The organism is Paenibacillus kyungheensis (assembly GCF_028606985.1).
In the GTDB taxonomy this organism is placed as follows: domain Bacteria; phylum Bacillota; class Bacilli; order Paenibacillales; family Paenibacillaceae; genus Saccharibacillus; species Saccharibacillus kyungheensis.
This window is the reverse complement of record NZ_CP117416.1, coordinates 4,617,467-4,637,601: the sequence shown is the minus strand read 5'-3', so window position 1 is coordinate 4,637,601 and position 20,135 is coordinate 4,617,467. Positions and strand designations below refer to the sequence as shown.

General features: G+C 40.7%; 21 protein-coding genes and 1 riboswitch. Of the genes, 19 read left to right on the top strand and 2 right to left on the bottom strand.

What is annotated here, in order from left to right:
* Positions 1 to 2 precede the first annotated feature (2 nt).
* The 4 genes from fni to ychF all read left to right on the top strand — a co-directional run bounded on the left by fni (position 3) and on the right by ychF (position 4,811).
* Entirely contained in the window at positions 3 to 1,055 is a 1,053-nt protein-coding gene (gene fni / locus PQ456_RS20110; protein WP_273613795.1) for a type 2 isopentenyl-diphosphate Delta-isomerase, read from the top strand.
* A 129-nt stretch (positions 1,056 to 1,184) separates the two neighbouring features.
* Entirely contained in the window at positions 1,185 to 1,676 is a 492-nt protein-coding gene (locus tag PQ456_RS20105) for a hypothetical protein (protein ID WP_273613794.1), read from the top strand.
* Positions 1,677 to 1,877: 201 nt separating this feature from the next.
* The gene (locus tag PQ456_RS20100) at positions 1,878 to 3,617 is read left to right on the top strand and encodes a methyl-accepting chemotaxis protein (RefSeq protein WP_273613793.1); all 1,740 of its coding nucleotides are present in this window, start codon (positions 1,878 to 1,880) and stop codon (positions 3,615 to 3,617) included.
* A gap of 93 nt (positions 3,618 to 3,710) precedes the next feature.
* A complete protein-coding gene (ychF, locus tag PQ456_RS20095) occupies positions 3,711 to 4,811 on the top strand; it encodes a redox-regulated ATPase YchF (RefSeq protein ID WP_273613792.1) in 1,101 nt (366 codons plus the stop codon).
* A gap of 113 nt (positions 4,812 to 4,924) precedes the next feature.
* Here ychF and PQ456_RS20090 read toward each other — a convergent pair whose 3' ends face one another.
* Complete coding sequence (locus PQ456_RS20090; protein ID WP_273613791.1) at positions 4,925 to 5,782, bottom strand: hypothetical protein; 858 nt, start codon at positions 5,780 to 5,782, stop codon at positions 4,925 to 4,927.
* A 279-nt stretch (positions 5,783 to 6,061) separates the two neighbouring features.
* Positions 6,062 to 7,048: an aldo/keto reductase gene (locus PQ456_RS20085; protein WP_273613790.1), complete on the bottom strand. Its 987-nt coding sequence runs from the start codon at positions 7,046 to 7,048 to the stop codon at positions 6,062 to 6,064.
* A gap of 402 nt (positions 7,049 to 7,450) precedes the next feature.
* On the opposite strand from PQ456_RS20085, the gene prfA reads away from it, so the two are divergent.
* From prfA to PQ456_RS20010, 15 genes are all read left to right on the top strand, one after another.
* Positions 7,451 to 8,518 carry a peptide chain release factor 1 gene (gene prfA / locus PQ456_RS20080; RefSeq protein WP_273613789.1) on the top strand — a complete coding sequence of 356 codons (1,068 nt, stop codon included), beginning with the start codon at positions 7,451 to 7,453 and terminating at the stop codon, positions 8,516 to 8,518.
* 31 nt (positions 8,519 to 8,549) lie between these two features.
* Positions 8,550 to 9,425, top strand: coding sequence for a peptide chain release factor N(5)-glutamine methyltransferase (gene prmC, locus PQ456_RS20075; RefSeq protein ID WP_273616366.1), 876 nt, complete (start codon positions 8,550 to 8,552; stop codon positions 9,423 to 9,425).
* A 25-nt stretch (positions 9,426 to 9,450) separates the two neighbouring features.
* On the top strand, positions 9,451 to 10,632 hold the full coding sequence (locus PQ456_RS20070) for an FtsW/RodA/SpoVE family cell cycle protein (protein WP_273613788.1): 1,182 nt from the start codon (positions 9,451 to 9,453) through the stop codon (positions 10,630 to 10,632).
* A 32-nt stretch (positions 10,633 to 10,664) separates the two neighbouring features.
* The gene (locus tag PQ456_RS20065) at positions 10,665 to 11,777 is read left to right on the top strand and encodes an L-threonylcarbamoyladenylate synthase (RefSeq protein ID WP_273613787.1); all 1,113 of its coding nucleotides are present in this window, start codon (positions 10,665 to 10,667) and stop codon (positions 11,775 to 11,777) included.
* Between the two features lie 104 nt (positions 11,778 to 11,881).
* Positions 11,882 to 12,469 (top strand): low molecular weight protein arginine phosphatase, encoded by a 588-nt coding sequence (locus PQ456_RS20060; RefSeq protein WP_204826270.1) that lies wholly within the window; start codon positions 11,882 to 11,884, stop codon positions 12,467 to 12,469.
* Positions 12,470 to 12,537: 68 nt separating this feature from the next.
* A riboswitch (ZMP/ZTP riboswitch) is annotated at positions 12,538 to 12,621 on the top strand.
* Between the two features lie 183 nt (positions 12,622 to 12,804).
* On the top strand, positions 12,805 to 13,380 hold the full coding sequence (locus tag PQ456_RS20055; protein WP_273613786.1) for a TIGR01440 family protein: 576 nt from the start codon (positions 12,805 to 12,807) through the stop codon (positions 13,378 to 13,380).
* A 78-nt stretch (positions 13,381 to 13,458) separates the two neighbouring features.
* Entirely contained in the window at positions 13,459 to 14,709 is a 1,251-nt protein-coding gene (locus PQ456_RS20050) for a serine hydroxymethyltransferase (protein WP_273613785.1), read from the top strand.
* Between the two features lie 478 nt (positions 14,710 to 15,187).
* Positions 15,188 to 15,817: a uracil phosphoribosyltransferase gene (gene upp / locus PQ456_RS20045; protein ID WP_069328681.1), complete on the top strand. Its 630-nt coding sequence runs from the start codon at positions 15,188 to 15,190 to the stop codon at positions 15,815 to 15,817.
* Positions 15,818 to 15,837: 20 nt separating this feature from the next.
* Complete coding sequence (wecB, locus tag PQ456_RS20040) at positions 15,838 to 17,010, top strand: non-hydrolyzing UDP-N-acetylglucosamine 2-epimerase (RefSeq protein WP_273613784.1); 1,173 nt, start codon at positions 15,838 to 15,840, stop codon at positions 17,008 to 17,010.
* Positions 17,011 to 17,177: 167 nt separating this feature from the next.
* Positions 17,178 to 17,423, top strand: a complete 246-nt coding sequence (locus PQ456_RS20035) for an AtpZ/AtpI family protein (protein ID WP_273613783.1) — start codon at positions 17,178 to 17,180, stop codon at positions 17,421 to 17,423.
* Positions 17,416 to 17,829: an ATP synthase subunit I gene (locus PQ456_RS20030; RefSeq protein WP_273613782.1), complete on the top strand. Its 414-nt coding sequence runs from the start codon at positions 17,416 to 17,418 to the stop codon at positions 17,827 to 17,829. Before PQ456_RS20035 ends, PQ456_RS20030 begins: the two co-directional genes overlap by 8 nt.
* Complete coding sequence (gene atpB, locus PQ456_RS20025) at positions 17,822 to 18,616, top strand: F0F1 ATP synthase subunit A (RefSeq protein WP_204826276.1); 795 nt, start codon at positions 17,822 to 17,824, stop codon at positions 18,614 to 18,616. The genes PQ456_RS20030 and atpB overlap by 8 nt, the downstream gene beginning before the upstream one ends.
* A gap of 145 nt (positions 18,617 to 18,761) precedes the next feature.
* Positions 18,762 to 18,986, top strand: coding sequence for a F0F1 ATP synthase subunit C (gene atpE / locus PQ456_RS20020; RefSeq protein ID WP_069328676.1), 225 nt, complete (start codon positions 18,762 to 18,764; stop codon positions 18,984 to 18,986).
* Between the two features lie 107 nt (positions 18,987 to 19,093).
* The gene (gene atpF, locus PQ456_RS20015) at positions 19,094 to 19,579 is read left to right on the top strand and encodes a F0F1 ATP synthase subunit B (protein ID WP_069328675.1); all 486 of its coding nucleotides are present in this window, start codon (positions 19,094 to 19,096) and stop codon (positions 19,577 to 19,579) included.
* Entirely contained in the window at positions 19,576 to 20,124 is a 549-nt protein-coding gene (locus tag PQ456_RS20010) for a F0F1 ATP synthase subunit delta (RefSeq protein WP_273613781.1), read from the top strand. The genes atpF and PQ456_RS20010 overlap by 4 nt, the downstream gene beginning before the upstream one ends.
* Positions 20,125 to 20,135: the final 11 nt, after the last annotated feature.

The following is a 20,135-nucleotide window of genomic DNA, read 5'->3' as shown; positions in this document are numbered from 1 at the left end:
CAATGAACTCTAAAGAAATCATACCCGAAGGACAGATTGCAGATCGTAAAAGTGCTCATGTCCGTCTTTGTCTGGAAGAAGATGTAGCAGGAGAAGGCGTAACTTCTGGTTTTGAAAATTATCATTTTCGCCATCAAGCATTACCTGAGCTCGATTTTGCTCAAATTTCACTGCATACCTCTTTTCTTAATCAACCTGTAGCTACGCCGTTACTCATTAGTTCAATGACAGGTGGAAGCCAAGCAACAGGCGATATTAACAAACGATTAGCCACAGTAGCAGAGCAACGTGGTTGGGCAATGGGACTCGGTTCTGTACGAGCTGCTATTGAGCATGATGAGTTAGCAGCTACATTCAATGTGCGTCAACAAGCGCCGAATATTCCGATTATAGCGAATCTAGGAGCAGTACAGTTGAATTACGGATTTGGGATTGATCAATGTCGACGTGCAGTTGATCTTGCCGAAGCGAGTGCATTGGTGCTTCATTTGAACAGTTTGCAGGAAGTCTTTCAGCCTGAAGGTAATGTGAATTTTGCAGGATTGTTAATACAGATTGAACAGATGGCGAAGCAGTTAGAAGTACCGATCGGGATCAAAGAAGTCGGTTGGGGTATTGATGGTGAGACAGCACGCTTGCTAGTAGATGCTGGGGCATCTTTTATTGATGTGGCAGGTGCAGGTGGAACGTCATGGAGTCAGGTGGAGAAGTTCCGCAGTATTGATCCTGTACGCCGCGCAGCCGCAGAAGCTTTTGCAGGTTGGGGAACACCGACAGCAGAGTGTATTGTAGATGTGCGTCAAGCGTTACCAGATATGACAGTCATCGGTAGTGGTGGACTCAAAAATGGAGTCGATGCCGCCAAAGCGATTGCTTTAGGAGCAGACTTTGCCGGATTCGGAAGATCATTATTAGGAGCGGCTGTAGAATCGACAGAAGCGTTAGAACAAGTGCTTGCACAGGTAGAGTTTGAATTATCTGCGGCTATGCTAGGTGTGGGAGCAGGAGATATCGCTGCACTACAATCGACAACACGCTTGCGTTCAAGATTTTAAGTACTAGACTGATTTACTCGGAATTGTTAATTTCTTTACGATGACATACAATTCGATCTTGTTCACCTCTCTATCTCTTGTTAGAAATTAAAATAAATAGTAATCCTTTGTGGCAGAAAGGAGCAGAATATGGCTGTATCTGAAGCAGAACAAGCACGTCAACAAACCATTCAAATCATTGCAGAACGTTATCAACCTCTTTTTAAATATTTGAAAAGCAAAAAATGTCTTCGCCAGAAAAGTGGCGATTTTACATTTGATATTTCATTTACAGGCTCCAAGTATGGCGAATTACGTGTGTTTGTAAGTGTAGAGACTTCTATAGCTCCTCCAGATGCCAATTGTATTTTTATCAGTCCTATTGTGAATTTGACGCGTAAATACAAAAAGATAGATAGTTATCATGTCATAACTACCAGCGAGCGAGAACGGGTGATTGAAGAAATTTGTCGGTATATCGATGAGTTTGTTTTGCCATTTTTTGCACGTTTTGAAAATATTGAAGTTCTTTCACAAGAAGTCTCCAAGCAAGGGTTTTTACCTCATCGCAAAAATTGGGATCGCTTCAGTCTGACCACCAAGCGCTTTTTAGAATTATATCCTCCTTCTCCTTCATTTTAGTCAGTTATACGGTACAATTTGAAATCCAAAAGTAAGTGGATTTCTATGTTTATTGTTGAAATATGTCATGAAATTTTCAGAAAATAGGATAAAATAACTACTTTTTTTGCGGATTCTATTCATAACTCACATCTTTTGTACGATATATATGTAGTTAGACATCGTGAGGACTACAGATATAGGTATGAGGGGGCACCATCAATGAAAAGAGGTAAAAACGTTAAGTTAGGGTTACGCTTAAAATTGTATCTTATGATTATCTTGCCATTGATTATAGTGGCTGTAGTAACATTGTTTATTACACAAATATTAATCAAAGATGCTTCTTTATCTACAATGCAATACAACAATCAAAAGCTAGCTGAAAATACGATTGCTAATCTTAATATAGCTGATATTCAAAAGCTAGGCAGTAGTAATAATCCAGAGCAGCTTAAAGAATATCATGATCTTCGTAACCAACTTACAATGTTACGTCAGGAAACGGGATCATTATATATTTATTTGTTTAACTATGTAGATGGAAAATGGTTTTACACAGTAGATGGAGCAGCATGGGATGATGAAGACTATAGTAAATACGGAGACGAATTTGAATTTAGTTCGGGGATTGCTCCAGAAGTATTATCACATCAAATGGTTACGACAGATGTAGCCACAGATCCGACATGGGGCGAATTATTTTCAACCTTTGCTCCAATCAAAGATCAAAGCGGTCAGACTATAGGATACTTAGGAATCGATATTTCAGCGAATGCAGTAAATGCGGTTTATTCCAATACATTAAAACAAGCCTATCAAATGGTGATTCCTGTATTTGCAATCGTGTTATTGATCTCAATTTTGTGTGCGATGGCATTTATTCGCCGGATGTTACGTCAAGTCGGCGAGATTCAATCCAGTATGGAACAGGTGACTAAAGGTGATCTTACTGTTAGCTCCAAACGGATAACAGGCGATCAATTAGGAGATATCAGTGACTTGAATAATGCAATGGTCGCTCATATTACCGATATGATTACGAATATTCAGCAAGGTTCACATACATTGCAAGAATCATCACAATATATTTCCAAAGTCTCTACAGGTACATTACGTCAGACAGAAGAATTATCACGTGCGATTCATGAGATTGCTACAGGTTCTACGCAACAAGCAGAGCAGACCGAAGAAGCGGTACAGCATTCAGAGCGATTAGGGCAGATTATTGATGAAGTGCGAAGTTATGTAGAGCGCTTCGGAGATACGGCTCGCCAGCTTACTCAAGTGCGTGAACAAGTGACACACGAACATCAACGACTGCTAGAACAAGGTAAGCAAAATGTACAACAAATGCAACAGATGCAGTTAATGTCTCGTGCTTTAGCAGAGCAATCACAAGAAGCAGCTAACGTTAGTGGACAAGTACAAAGTATTGTCAAACAAACGCAAATTCTAGCGCTTAATGCTTCGATTGAAGCTTCTCGTGCAGGTGAAGCTGGTAAAGGATTTGCAGTAGTAGCAAGTGAAATGCGTAGTCTAGCACAACAGTCGGAAGATTCGATTCGTGAAATAGATACGATTTTAGGTAGCTTTGTTGAGCAAATCGGTGGTATGGGTCACCGCTTCGATCTCACGATGAAGTCTGTTAATCAACAAGAATCACAAATTGAAGAATGTATGCAGACTTTTGAACAGGTGAGTCAAGTTTCAGATGAAGTACAAGGATTGGCTGTTAATCTAACAGAACGCACTGCACATATGCAGAATCTACGCCATGAAGTAGAAGAACAGCTCAGTTATATTGCTTCAGCTACGGAAGAAACGTCTGCGATGACAGAAGAAGTATCGGCTAGTGCGCAGGAACAAGAACAGTCCGTCACTGAATTATCAACAATCTCTCAAAATCTAACAACACTGTCCAGTCAACTTCAATCTTTGACGAATAAATTTATTGTATAGTTGTTTGCCACACCGCAGGTTCTCATATATAATGAGTGTGGAAATTCATGTTCGTTTATTTATAAATTCAGATCAATAGGAGTTGTCATATAAATGGCTTTGAAAGCAGGTATTGTCGGATTGCCGAACGTTGGTAAATCTACTCTTTTTAATGCAATTACACAAGCAGGTGCAGAATCTGCGAACTATCCTTTCTGCACGATCGATCCTAACGTAGGTATTGTAGAAGTTCCAGACGAGCGTCTAGACAAATTGACAGAATTGGTTGTACCTAAGAAAACGGTACCGACTGCTTTTGAATTTGTAGATATCGCAGGTTTGGTACGTGGAGCAAGTAAAGGCGAAGGATTGGGTAACAAATTTTTGGCTCATATCCGTGAAGTAGATGCAATTGTGCATGTAGTTCGTTGTTTTGAAGATGAAAATATTACACACGTTGATGGCAAAATCGATCCAATCAGCGATATCCAGACGATTAATCTGGAATTGATTCTGGCTGACTTGGATAGTGTAGAGAAACGCATCGAGCGCTCTCGCAAAAACATCAAAGGCGGTAACAAACAAATCGCTCAAGAAGTAGAAGTATTAGAGCGTATCAAAGAATCGTTGTATAACGATATGCCAGCTCGTAGTATTGAGCTAAGCGAAGACGAGCGTCTATTGGTTCGTGATCTTCATTTGCTCACAATGAAGCCTGTATTGTATGCGGCTAATGTGAGTGAAGATGGCGTAACAGAAGCAGATAGTAATCCGTATGTGCTGAAAGTAAAAGAATTTGCCGAAGCTGAAAATGCAATGGTTGTACCGATCAGTGCAAAAGTAGAAGCAGATATCTCTGAACTGGAAGAAGAAGACAAAGCGATGTTCTTAGAAGAGCTAGGTCTAGCTGAATCCGGTCTTAACCGTCTGATCAAAGCCGCTTACCAATTGCTAGGTCTATACACGTACTTTACAGCAGGTGTACAAGAAGTACGCGCTTGGACAATCCGCAAAGGAACCAAAGCTCCTGGAGCAGCAGGTGTAATTCATACTGACTTTGAACGCGGATTTATTCGTGCAGAAGTTGTAGGCTATGAAGATCTTGTGAACGCTGGTTCTATGAACGGTGCTAAAGAACGCGGACAATTGCGTTTGGAAGGGAAAGAATATTTGGTTAAAGATGGCGATGTTATGCATTTCCGCTTTAACGTATAAGATTAATCTTTTCATCAGATTTGCTTTCAATATAAATTATCAACCTTTGAGGTTGGTCATACACAAAGAGTCCCGTTTTCCATTAAGGAAAGCGAGACTCTTTTTTTGTTGATTTAAGGTTGACGTAGAAAAGGAAGATAAGGCTCTGGATAAGACGAAAGATCACCATGAAATTCATATGCTACAAAAGCCGGATGATCTCGATGTGGGAATCCTGTGAATGTAGGTTCTTGCCAAGTTTGAGCGTCTAAGGCATAGAGCAATGTACCAATGAACCGTTGAATAATACTATACGAACGAGTTTTCGAATATCGATTGAATTGCCGATTTATCCCGTACCCTATCACTAGCATGGTTCCTAAAGACGTGTATTTTTGAAAGTCTAATCCACCTGCTAAAATGGCAAGTTGCTTGATTTCACTTAATGGTATAGCTGTAAAAAAGAAATCTTCTTCAGGTTTTTGAATGCCGACAATCAATTCTACAGGTGTAACTGCATAAAAATATAATTCTTTTTTGGGATCAGTAACCAGTTTTAAAGTTTCGTTTACATGTATATTTATTTTTGAAGATTCAAAGTTACTTTCTATATCCCAAATCTCCTCTTCAGGTAAAATAATATTGTGTCTGCTTAACTTATTAATCATTTTCATTTTTTGCTCATTAAATCTACTGTCTTTTTTCTGTTTGAAAAAATGTAAAATAAAAATACTTACAGCAAGAATAAGTAAAATCCAAATATTATACATTTGATTCAGCAATAGAGCTATCAAAAAGAGTCCCAGTGACACTTGAAAAAATAAGATTCTAGCATTAATTTGTTTAGGTGTACGTCTATAATAGATGAATTTTTTACCTATACGATATGGATTAGCTACAACAGTATGTAAATAATTCTCTCTAAACGCTACAACCATTAATACCCAAGTAATCGACATTAGTATGAGGAGACGATAATCTTGTTCGCTCATAGTAATGTAAACCATAAATGTAACTACAACAAAAACAAATAAATGAGTAAGATATAATTTGATTCGACTCCAAAATAATTTCCTATACAAATTCAAAATAATCCTCCTACCAAAGTTTAGTATGTATTTCACTTTTTATTATCGGTAGATGTTCATTAAATGTATAGTGAATATCTATTCCAAATAAAACGTCATAAAAAAGCACCCATTCCGCAGAATGAGCGCTTCTTTAACCTATTGATTTCATATATTGATAAGTACAGACGTTATCCTAAAATCTTAACGGTTCAACATTTTCATACTTTCAGGTGCATAACGGTCACCGACAGCAGAACCTTTAGGAGCCGCTTCATCAATATTTTTCAATTCATCATCTGTTAATTTTACTTGTGTTGCACCGATATTTTCTAACAAATATTTTGTTCTTTTGGTACCTGGAATTGGAGCGATATCTTCACCTTGAGCGAGTAACCATGCGAGTGCCAGTTGAGAAGGTGAACAATCTTTTGTTTTGGCAATCTCTTGGATTCGTTTGACTAGATCTAGATTCTTCTGGAAATTCTCGCCTTGAAAACGTGGAGAATAACGACGGTAATCATCTTCAGCCAAATCTTCAAATGATGTAATCTGTCCTGTCAAAAAGCCACGTCCCAAAGGACTATAAGGAACGAATCCAATCCCTAGTTCACGACAAGTGGGCAAAATCTCATCTTCTACATCACGACTCCAGAGGGAATATTCGGTTTGCAACGCAGAGATCGGGTGCGTCTGATGGGCACGACGAATCGTATCCGCTCCGGCTTCAGATAGACCAAGATAGCGAACTTTACCAGCTTGTACAAGATCACTCATTGCGCCAACGGTTTCTTCGATCGGTACATCTGGATCGACACGATGCTGATAATAAAGATCGATCGTATCAAGACCAAGACGTTTGAGACTGTTATCACAAGCTTCTTTTACATATTCAGGACGACCACTAATTCCGACATACGAACCATCTTCATTGCGGACATTTCCGAATTTGGTTGCTAGGATGACTTGATCTCGATTTTGTTGCATAAAAGGACCGATCAATTTCTCATTTGCCCCTACACCGTACATATCTGCTGTATCAAAAAAGGTAACTCCATTATCAAGTGCGACTTGCAAGGTGTGTAGTGCTTCTTTTTCATCGATCTCACCGTAAAATTCGGACATACCCATACAACCTAGACCCAGTGTCGAGACTTGCAATCCTTGTGAACCTAATTTTCGTTGATCCATGAATACAGCTCCTTGTGATCAATAGAGTAACGATCTTTGTTTATCATAATCGATAAAAGAACGCCCTTTAGTATTTACCCATGTTTATGCTCGAACGCCTACAACGATAATCTGTTAACCACATATAAAATGTGTATGTTGTGACATATAACTTTCTTTATTATAGTCTTATTGATCTGAAGTATTCAAATCAGCAGATGATTGCTAAAAAAAAGTACAGTGACGCCGTAATTAAGGATATGAAATGGTTACTTCTTGTGCTATAATTAAGAGTCGTAACCACTAATATTTCCCAATATTATGTGTGCGATGAGAATGAATGACGATGTTTGTTTTGATGATGACCTATGTAAAGTGAAACTGCGAACTTAGCAGATTGAATAAAAGAAGAGGTGGATTTCCGTGTTAGATCGTTTACAAGCATTAGCGGACCGCTATGATAAATTGAGCGAGTTATTGTGTGACCCTGACGTAGCAAGTGATTCTAAGCGTTTGAGAGACTTATCCAAAGAGCAATCTGATCTACAACCAACCTATGAAGCATATATCGAATACCGTAAAGTTACCGAAGAATTAGATGCGGCTAAAGTCATGCAAGGCGAGAAGTTGGATGATGAGATGCGTGAAATGGTGAAAATGGAGATTGATGAACTTTCAGCTCGCAAAGATGAGTTAGAAGCTCAAATTCATATTTTACTATTACCTAAAGATCCTAACGATGATAAAAACGTAATCGTTGAGATCCGCGGAGCAGCAGGTGGAGATGAAGCGGCTTTATTTGCAGCCGACCTTTACCGTATGTACACTCGTTATGCAGATACTCAAGGCTGGCGTGTTGAAATGATGGATGCGAGTACTAGTGATCTAGGTGGATTCAAAGAAGTTACGTTCTTGATCAATGGACGTGGTGCATACAGCAAGCTGAAATTCGAAAGTGGTGCACACCGTGTACAACGTATTCCTACAACTGAATCCGGTGGACGTATCCATACATCGACTTCTACTGTAGCTGTTATGCCAGAAGCAGAAGAATTAGAAATTGAAATTCATGATCGTGATATTCGTGTAGATACGTTCTGTTCAAGTGGAGCAGGCGGACAATCTGTAAATACGACTAAATCGGCTGTACGTGTAACGCATATGCCTACAGGAATTATGGCGACTTGTCAGGATGGTAAGTCTCAGAACTCCAACAAAGATAAAGCATTGCAAGTGCTTCGTGCACGTATCTCGGATATGATGCGTCAAGAAGAAGAAGCAAAATATGCAGGCGAACGTAAAAGTAAAGTAGGTACAGGTGATCGTAGCGAACGTATCCGTACGTACAATTTCCCACAAAGTCGTGTAACTGATCACCGTATTGGTCTAACGATGCACCGTCTGGATCAAATTATGAATGGTGAGATTGAAGATATCGTATCTGCATTGACGTTAGCAGAACAAGCAGATTTGATGGAAAAAGAGGCATAATCTATTGGTACAACAGACAGAACAATTTACGATGAAGCCAGAACAAAGTATACGGGAAGCCTATGTTGAGGCTTCTTCTTTTTTAAGCGCTCATCACGTAATGGAACCTGAATCGAACAGTCGTCTTTTGTTAGAATGGGTGCTTGGATTAGAAGGTTCTGCTTTTTATATGGCGATGTTTGAACCTTTTCCGTATGATAAGCAATCCCTATGGGAAGAAGTCATTATGCGTAAAGTGTCAGGAGAACCGGCACAATATATTATCGGTGAGCAAGAATTTTACGGGGAACGCTTTATCGTGACTCCTGCTGTATTGATCCCTCGTCCTGAGACTGAATTATTGGTCGAAGCTATCGTAAAGATCGGTCAACGATTGATGGTAGAACGTGAAGATCAATCGCCTGTTGCATGTGCAGATATCGGCACTGGCAGTGGAGCGATAGCATTAACGATTGCGCGTATGTGTCCGACATGGAAAGTGTGGGCAAGTGATATTTCACCTGATGCACTAGCAGTCGCCAAGCAAAATAGTATTCAACAACAGACACCGATCTCATGGCATGAAGGTAATTTGTTAGAGCCTTTTGCCGGTCAGCATATTGATATTTTGGTATCTAATCCGCCGTATATTCCAGATGCCGATATTTTGGCATTGCAACCGGAAGTGAAAGATTATGAGCCAATGACTGCACTTGCAGGAGGGCCGGACGGATTAGGGCCTTATCGCATGATGATGACGCAATTAGCTTTGTTACCTGATTTGCCCAAAGTGATTGGTTTTGAGCTAGGAATTGGACAAGCACAGGATGTAGCAGATATGGTTAGAGTAGCAGGTTATGAACATATTGAGATTATTGCTGACCTTGCAGGTATTGAACGGCATGTCATAGGTATAAAAGAACGTTAAGGTTGAACCGGAAAAGGGGGCAGACATGATCGCCAAGCTTAAAAGAATAGATTGGAATTTATTTACCATTCTGCTAGTTATGATGGGAGTCAGTATTGCTGTAATTTACAGTGCTACTCATAGTACGCCCAAGTTTGCCAATTCGACAGAACGGATGATTTTTTACTATATTGCAGGATTTGTAGTCTTTTTTGTAATGTCGATGGTTAATTACCGGTTCTGGCTCAAATATTCTCTTTATATTTATGGTGCAGGGTTAGCATTACTATTGCTCGTTATGGTTATAGGACAGACGCTCAATAATGCGCAAGGTTGGCTTAGTATAGGCGGTCTTAGTTTGCAACCAGCCGAGTTATTCAAAATGGTATTGATTTTATTTCTAGCGACATTGCTCGCTCGCAAAGAACAATTGAAATTGTTATTCTGGCGTGATGTTACACCGCTAGTGGCTATTACATTTATTCCGTTTGCTTTAGTAATGGCTCAAAATGATCTGGGTAATGCGCTCAGTTATCTGATTATTATGATGGCACTACTTTGGATCGGTAATATTAAATACACTCAAGCTATTTTATTTACTTCTTTAGCAATAGTTATGGTGATTGTTGGAATTCGTAGTTATGTAGCATATCACGATAACATCAAAACCTATTTAGCTGATATCAAGCGTGATCACTGGATGGAACGTCTTGATCCCTGGTTAATGCCTGATCAAGCGACAGAGAAAGCAATCTACCATACACGTAATGCGAAGCTTGCTATTGCATCCGGTGGACTTAGTGGAGAAGGATATATGAAAGGAACATCGGTTCAATCCGATCGTGTTCCATTAACGTATTCTGATTCTATTTTTGTAGTGGTTGCAGAAGAGTTTGGATTTATAGGAGCAGCTATTTTACTCTTGCTGTATTTCACCTTAATTCATCGCTTAATTCTCGTATCGTTAGAATGCCGGGAACGAGCAGGGCCGTATATTATTATCGGAATAGTAGCGATGTTGCTGTATCAGATTTTTGAAAATATCGGTATGTTTATCGGAATTATGCCATTGACCGGTATTACATTGCCATTTATCAGTTTTGGTGGTACATCATTGGTGATGAATATGGCATGTATGGGCTTGGTCATGAGTATACGAATTCACAATCAAGAAGATAACGATGAAGTTTCGGTTAATGTCACTCAGCGTTATGCATTGAATAAATAATGTAAATGTAATGAGCAAGGAGGCATGACATGATGAACAACCAGACAGAGAATAGCAATAACAAGCCTCAAGCTGTTCAAGCCAATTCTCTGTGTACATGTTGGGATGTGCGTCATTCAGAGCATATAGAACAACAATTAAGCGAAGCCGGACAGATTTTGGCTAATGGCGGTATTGTCGCTTTTCCCACAGAAACAGTATATGGACTTGGAGCAGATGCCCGCAATACACAAGCGGTAGCATCTGTTTTTACTGCCAAAGGAAGACCGTCAGATAATCCGTTAATTGTGCATATTTCGCATATGGATCAATTGGGATCGTTGGTGTCTGAGATTCGACCGTTGGAACAGACATTGATGGATCATTTCTGGCCTGGACCGTTAACATTAGTAATGCCTGTACGCCCTGATACAGTTTCTCCATTAGTGACAGCAGGATTAAATACAGTTGCGATCCGTATGCCAGATCATCCTATAGCTTTAGGATTGATTAGCGCTTCTGGATGTCCTCTGGCGGCTCCGAGTGCGAATCGGTCAGGTCGTCCTAGTCCAACTACAGCAGCTCATGTGATCGAAGATTTGTCTGCTGTGATTGATGGAGTAGTTGATGGCGGTAGCGCAGGGATTGGCGTAGAATCGACTGTTATTCAGGTACAAGACGATCATACAATTATGATTCTTCGTCCGGGTGGTGTGACAGAAGAACAATTATCCTCATTTGCCAAGCAAGTGATACGCGATCCTGCGCTACAAGATTCTTCTCTTGAACTGACCCCGCGTTCACCAGGGATGAAATATACACATTATGCTCCTCAAGGGTCAATGACGATTGTGATGGGAGAGCACGATGAAGTAGTCAATCAATATATACAGCAACAGATTGTACAAGCTCAAGCACGTGGCGAGAAAACAGGTGTACTTGTATTTGATGAAACGAATATTAATAGTGCGGATACAGTAGTATTATCGCTGGGAAGTCGGCATTCGCTTGCCGAAGCAGCGAACCGATTGTATGCGGCTTTGCGTATATTAGATAGCGAAGGTGTTACATTTATTATGGCGCAAGGTTGTGATCAGCAGGGGGTAGGAGTAGCGGTAATGAACCGTTTATCCAAAGCTGCGGGCGGTCAGATTATTTATGTATGAAAATAGTGAATACATGCGTCAAATTTGGTATAATGATTGATACGGAATGATTATCTTTCCGGTAATCCAAGTCTCACATTATAATGATACGGGAGGTACAGAGAATGCATCACATATTGTTCGTTTGTACCGGTAACACCTGTCGAAGCCCTATGGCGGAAGGTTTTATGCGTAAGCTTGCGAGTGAGCGCGGTGTCGATGTGGAGGTTCGTTCAGCCGGTGTAGCTGCTGTAGATGGAATGTCTGTATCCCGTCATGCCGACGCGGTTCTCAAAGATCATAATATACATGAACAATTATTATCTTCCTCTTTGACTGGTGCAACAATTCATTGGGCAGATCTTATACTCACATTAACAGGGAGTCACAAGCAACATGTGATTCGCAATTTTCCAGAGTCGGCAGGCAAAGTGTACACGTTGAAGGAATATGCTGAAAATGATCATAAAGTGCTACGCGATCTCAAAGAACTGGATAGCTTATATGCAACGATTGAAATGAATCGTTCATTGGGCGAAGAAGTCAATCCAGCAGATCGTCAGCGGTTGATCGAGATTCAACAGCGGATTCCAAGCTTCGATATTGTTGATCCTTTTGGTGGTAGTCGTGATGATTATGAAGTGGCAGCAGCCGATATTCGTAATGCTCTAGAAAAGTTACTCGACAAAATTCAAGCGTACCGGACACAATAAGATAGACGTTAATTTTAGAATAGATATTGATTTTACGAAAAACATGTCTTATGATGTAACTCATAAGAGAGATCCGATGTAACTGGCGACGAGAGTGGAGATGAACCACGATGGAGCATCGGAACATACGGCCGGTCGCCTGGGCAAAAGAGCAGACGTGCGATATTTTTCGCGCACGTTGTGCTCTTTTTTTGTTCTTACAACTTTATATCTTCCACTTCAATCTTATTGTCGCAGTCAGCCCTATGCTTACGCTATAATAAAAAACGAGTGCATTGTACACGTACCTTTTGCAGATAGTGAATAAGCTAAGAAAGCACAAGGAGGATTGAACGATGAGTAATCAGGAAAAATTACAACAGATTCGTCTGGATGCAGCAGCGATCGTACGCGAACTGGCAGAAGAAGCTGGACTAGGTAGTAACAAGTTACTGGTCATCGGTGGAAGTACAAGTGAAATCGCAGGCAAGCATATCGGAACGGCGGGTACATTGGATGTAGCGGAAGCGCTGGTAGAAGGCATTCGCGAAGTTCAAGCAGAATATGGATTCCGTCTGGCTTTTCAATGTTGCGAGCATTTGAATCGAGCACTGGTTATGGAACAAGATACATTAGATCATTACAATTATAACGAAGTAGCGGCAGTACCGATCCCCAAAGCTGGTGGATCGATGGCAACGTATGCGTATCAGACCTTTGTTCATCCATGTTTGGCAGAACAGATTGAAGCTCATGCAGGTATTGATTTTGGGGAGACCCTTATCGGTATGCATTTAAAACGAATAGCTGTTCCTTATCGACCTTCGATTCGGTTTGTAGGCGAAGCTAGAGTGAATGCCGCTCGTACACGTCCTCCTTTAATTGGTGGCGAACGAGCAGTCTACACACCGATGGTTCATGCGGATCGATAAGATCTAATAAGTGATCTATCCTTTTAAATAAGTAATCCAAATGCAGTTATCTAACCGATCTCTAGGAGGAATTATACAATGATGGAGCAATTAAGAAAGAATGATCCGGCAGTACTAGAAGCAATGGGACTTGAACTGAAGCGCCAACGTGATAATATCGAATTGATCGCTTCTGAGAACATCGTTAGTGAAGCTGTTATCGAAGCTTTGGGTTCTGTATTGACGAACAAATATGCAGAAGGTTATCCAGGCAAACGCTACTATGGTGGTTGTGAACATGTGGATGTCGTTGAAGATATCGCTCGTGATCGTGCGAAGCAATTATTCGGTGCAGAACATGTTAACGTACAGCCTCACTCTGGTGCACAAGCGAATATGGCGGTTTACTTAGCAGCCCTCAAACCAGGGGATACTGTTCTAGGGATGAACCTTGCACATGGTGGACACTTAACACATGGTAGCCCTGTAAATGCTTCTGGATTGTTGTATAACTTTGTAGCTTATGGCGTACAAGAAGATACATTCTTGATCGATTATGATGAAGTTCGCAAAGCAGCATTCAAACACCGTCCTCGTATGATCGTAGCTGGAGCAAGTGCATACCCGCGTACGATTGATTTTGAAAAATTAGCTTCGATTGCAAATGATGTAGGTGCTCTATTTATGGTGGATATGGCGCATATCGCAGGTCTGGTTGCAGCTGGAGAACATCCAAGCCCTGTACCACATGCTCATTTTGTAACAACAACAACACACAAAACACTTCGCGGACCTCGTGGTGGTATGATTATGTGTACCAAAGCGTGGGCACAAGCGATAGATAAAGCCGTATTCCCGGGTTCACAAGGTGGCCCATTGATGCACGTGATTGCTTCCAAAGCGGTAGCATTTGGCGAAGCATTAGATCCTTCTTTCAAAACGTATGCTCAAAATGTAGTCAAAAATGCAAAAGTGCTTGCACAAACATTGGTAGACGAAGGATTGACTATCGTGTCTGGCGGTACAGATAATCACTTAATGCTTGTAGATACACGCAGCGTAAATATCACAGGTAAAGAAGCAGAACATGTTCTGGATTCTGTAGGCATCACAACGAACAAAAATGCGATTCCTTTCGATCCAACAAGTCCATTTATTACAAGTGGTATCCGTCTAGGAACACCAGCAGCAACTTCACGTGGTATGGATGAAGCAGCTATGGTGAAGATCGGTCAGATTATTGCGATGACTCTCAAATCTCCTAAAGATGAAGCTGTTCTTGCCCAAGCAAGTGCACAAGTAGCTGAACTTACAAGTCAATTTCCTTTGTACCAACAAATGAATTATTAATTTAAAAGTGAATAAACAGTGACTTAACATCGTTAACTTGTATTTTACCGGCAGAAATTCTTATTTCTGTCGGTTTTTCATTATTTTTTTAAAAAAATTTGAAAGATTTACTCCCATTTAAGCAATTTACCATTATAATAGAAAAGACTGGGTGGAAATGATGTAGAATTTGTTTTTATCTGGTAATTGTAAGCGTTATATTGATAAATTCATTATGTTTAATATATTTTGCTATGTGAAAAATCATATGTATTTGAGGCAGTCTGAGGGATGCTTAAAGTGCTCATTCTTAAAAAGAAATAATTCGACAGGATATCGGATGAAATTGCCCACAGGGAATGATATAATAGACGAGGTTTATGGGGCGACATAGTATTCCCCTAATCCTTTTGCTTTGTGGAATGGCCACAAAACCTGATGTGACAGCAAATAGGATGTAGCTAATGTTTATTATTGAAAAGTACCGGAGGGAAAAACCATGGCAAAATTAGTAATATGCGATCATCCTTTAATTCAACACAAATTAACATTTATTCGTGATGTGCAGACCAACACGAAAGATTTCCGCGAGCTTGTTGACGAAGTAGCAACATTAATGGCTTACGAAATCACACGTGATATTCCACTTGAATCAATTCCGGTAGAAACACCTGTAATCAAAACAGAAGGCAAAGTCATTTCTGGACGTATGCTTGGATTAATTCCTATTTTACGTGCAGGCTTGGGTATGCTAGATGGCGTACTTAAATTGTTGCCAGCTGCTAAAGTTGGACATGTAGGATTGTTCCGCGATCCAGAAACATTCCAACCGGTTGAATATTATGTGAAGCTTCCTACCGATGTACAAGAACGTGAATTGATCGTGATTGATCCGATGTTAGCAACAGGTGGTTCTGCTATTGCTGCGATCGATGTTCTGAAAAAGCGTGGATGCACTCAGATCAAAATGATGAATCTAATCGCTGCTCCTGAAGGAGTAAAAGCTGTTCAAGATGCTCACCCGGATGTAGACATTTATGTGGCTGCATTAGATGAGAAATTGGATGAGCATGGATATATCGTACCTGGACTCGGCGATGCCGGCGACCGTTTGTACGGAACCAAGTAAAGCGAGGTAATCCCAGACTTATGAAAAAAATTAAAGTAATGACAATTTTCGGTGTACGTCCTGAAGCAATCAAAATGGCTCCATTGATTCTGGAATTGCAAAAGCATCCTGAACATATTGAGTCAATCGTTTGCGTAACTGCGCAACATCGTCAAATGTTGGATCAAGTGCTTGAAGTGTTCAATATCACTCCAGATTATGATCTGGATGTTATGAAAGATCGTCAAACTTTGAACGAGATTTCAATGCGTGTACTTAGTGGTCTTGAGCCAGTATTGCAAGAAGTTAAGCCTGATATTGTATTGGTTCATGGAGATACATTGACGACTTTCCTTGCAAGTTATGCTGCATTTATGCAACAGATCAATGTCGGTCACGTAGAAGCAGGATTACGTACGTGGAACAAACTTTCACCGTATCCTGAAGAAATGAATCGTCAATTGACAGGCGTACTTGCGGACTTGCACTTTGCACCTACAAGTTGGTCAGCAGGCAATTTATTGAAAGAAAATAAACTGCCGTCAAGCGTGTATATCACAGGCAACACTGTTACAGATGTGTTTCAATATACTGTACAGCCTGATTATCATCATCCTGTTTTGGAATGGGCAGCAGGGAAACGTCTGATCTTGATGACTGCACATCGTCGTGAATCTCAAGGCGAACCACATCGTAATATTTTCCGCGCGGTCAAGCGTATTGCTGACGAATTTGAAGATATTGCGATTGTGTATCCAGTTCATCCAAGCCCAGCAGTGAAAGAACCTGCTCATGAAATATTAGGCAATCATCCGCGCATTCAGTTGATCGATCCTCTGGATGTTGTCGATTTGCATAATTTTTATCCGCATACTCATCTGATCTTAACGGATTCAGGTGGACTTCAAGAAGAAGCACCTTCATTCGGTGTTCCTGTACTGGTGCTACGTGATACAACAGAGCGTCCAGAAGGAATAGAAGCAGGTACACTTGAAATGGTGGGTACAGATGAAGAGAAGATCTATGAGCGTGCACATGCATTGCTGAGTGACTCTGAACTGTATGCGTCGATGAGTGAAGCTTCCAACCCTTATGGTGATGGTCAGGCATCGCCACGGATTGTCAATGCGATTTTGCATCATTATGGTATTTTAGAGGATCGTCCTGAAGAGTTTCACACAACGTTCAAAAAAGGTCCCACAGTCGTATTGTGAAAAATGATTTCACAGTATACAGTGGTACTGTAGGGTTAGTGTGATAAAACGCTTCATATCAACGATGTTCTGTGAAAGTCTTGCGTTAATGTGTTAAAGGAAGATGGTTTGACAAAGGCTTAGTCGATTCAGTACAATGAACTGGGATTCCGAGGGTGGAGTGTAAGATGGCAGATGAACCCAAATCAAGCAATTCGAGTTCGAACCCCTGGAAAGCGGTTGGACTTGTTAGTGTGATTGGAATAGATTTAGCTGTATGTACACTCGCCGGATTCTGGTTCGGTTCTTGGCTTGATCAAGTATGGCATAGCGCAGGAATAGGAACCGGACTCGGAGTACTTGCAGGTATGATTCTAGGTATTTTCGGTATTGTTCTTATTATTAAGAAAATAGTGGGGGAAACGAATGAATGAAATACCAAGTTACATTTATTGGCTGACCCGGACTACCTTTGTTTTTCTAGCTCTTTGCTTTTTAGCAGTTGCATTCCTGCCTCAATCTCGTCCGATTGCTTTTGGGATGATTATTGGTTCGGCAGTCAGTTATATCAACACCAAATATTTAGCTAAAAAAGTAAGTATGATGACTGAAGCAGCAGCTACAGGTAGAAGAGGACCGAAGGGTTTAGGGTTTGCACAACGTGCAGCAATTTCGATCGGAGCGGTAGTACTTGCTATTGAATTCCCGCATTTGTTTGAAATTCATGCCCTAGCTGGCAGTCTGGTGTTCGCACCATTCGCGCTAATTGTTATCGGTTATTTCCTTTCTCGCCATGAGCGTGATAACTCCGATAATGAAAGGGGTGAGAAAAATGCATGAATCACCGATGATAAAAGTCGGGGGCATCGATTTTGATTTATCTATCATTATTGCGTTGATTGTTAGTTGTGCTGTAGTGTTTATTTTAGTGAAGCTAGCAACACGTAATCTTTCGGTAGAAAATCCAGGCAAGTTGCAAAACTTTATGGAATGGGTCGTAGAATTCGTTCAAGGACTAATTTCGAGTACGATGGACTACAAAAAAGGAAAGCCTTTTCTTTCTCTCGGTTTAACTTTGATTATGTTCATCTTTGTTAGCAATATGCTTGGGCTTCCATTTGGTTTAGTGTTCGATTACACAAGCGTAGAAAAAGCTACTGCTTTTGGTCAACCATTAACATCTGTAGTGGACGGACTGGCAAAAGGAAGTCATGGTGTGGAAGTCGCTTGGTGGAAATCACCTACAGCTGATGCTGGAGCAGCGATGGGTCTGGCACTAATCGTATTCGTTCTTGTCCATTACTTAGGGATGGTCAGAAATACGAAGTCATACTTCAAACACTATTTCAAACCGTTCTTTTTCTTTTTCCCTATCAATTTGATCGAACAATTCTCCAAACTGTTGACACACGGTATGCGGCTATTCGGTAATATTTTTGCCGGCGAAGTTCTTATTGCTGTATTGCTTAAAATGTCAGGCGTCTGGTACGGAGCTATCGCTTCTGTTGTAGGTCTTATTGTATGGCAAGGATTTAGTATCTTTGTTGGCTCTATCCAAGCCTTTGTCTTCACGATCCTGGCTATGGTATACATATCACAGTCACTAGAGACGGAAGAAGATCACTAAAATACTATCGGCAATTTTCGGCAACTTTTGAATAGTTGGTATCATCAGTCACTGTGTAAGGGTTCAAAGTTCGGAAGTAGGATAACCTTCATACCGGGCTCAATATAAATTTACTATCTCACATATCTTTAAGGAGGATTTTTAAATGGGAGCATTAGCATTTCTAGCAGCTGCTATCGCAGTAGGTTTGGGCGCATTGGGCGCAGGTATTGGTAACGGTCTTATCGTAAGTAAAACGGTTGAAGGTATCGCTCGTCAACCAGAAGCAAAAGCAACATTGCAAACAGTTATGTTTATCGGTGTAGGTTTGGTAGAAGCATTGCCAATCATCGGTGTAGTATTGGCGTTCATTTTCTACGCAGCAGCGTAAATCAAGCACACACATTGGCGGGGAAGGCCACAGCCATCCGCGCCTTCTTTTTAGCGTGCAGGGTACCTGAGAATTATTTAGATGTTTTGAGGAAGGAGTGAGCTGATTTGCATTTTGTATGGAGCAGTCTTGTAGTTACAATTATTGCTTTCCTGATTTTATATTGGTTATTAAGCCGTTATGCATTCGGTCCATTATTCTCTGTTATGGAGAAAAGACGTGAGCTGGTTAAACAGCAAATGGATGAAGCTGCATTAACACGCAGTCAAGCAGCTCAATATGTCGAAGACCAAAAAGCTGCACTTCAACAAGCACGTAAGGACGCTCAAGATATTATTGAGCAATCTCGTCAGACGAGCAATCGTCAAGCTGAACAATTAATTACTCAAGCTAAAGAGGAAACGACGCGTCTTAAAGAAGAAGCGGCTCGTGAAATCGAAAGCGAGAAAAATAAAGCTGTTGCTGCACTTCGCAGTGAAATCGGCGCCGTCTCTGTACAGATCGCTTCTAAAGTACTGGAAAGAGAAGTGGATGCCAAAGCTCAAGATCAGTTGGTTGACAACTATCTGAAAGAAGTAGGGATTAGACAATGAGCCGCGATACAGTAGTATCTACGCGTTATGCCAAAGCCCTTTTCGAATCTGCAACTGAACATGGTACTGTAGAAGAGACGGAACAAGAACTAAAAGCAATCGTTGAAGCTTTTGCACATGATGCAGATCTTCGCAATTTTATAGCCACACCAAATGTATCTTTTGAAGACAAACGTCGCGTGATTGAAACTGCTTTTGCAGGTAAAGTATCACAACCGCTGGTTCATACGATTACATTGTTGATCGAGCGTGGACGATATGGCATATTTGGCGAGTTATTGAATAGTTATACTGCAATCGTCAGTAGAACGCTTAAAGTAGTCGATGCTTTTGTATACACACCTTATCCTTTAGATGAGCGTGAACAAGCAGAAGTGACGGCTAGATTCGGACAACTATCAGGCAAACGGATTCGTGTACAAAATATTGTAGACAAAACTCTTCTTGGCGGACTTAAAGTCGTCATCGGAGACATGCTGTACGATGGAAGTCTTTCAGGCAAGTTAAATCGTCTGGAAAAGTCTTTTCAAAGACAAGCACAGTAGATAGGGGGGAC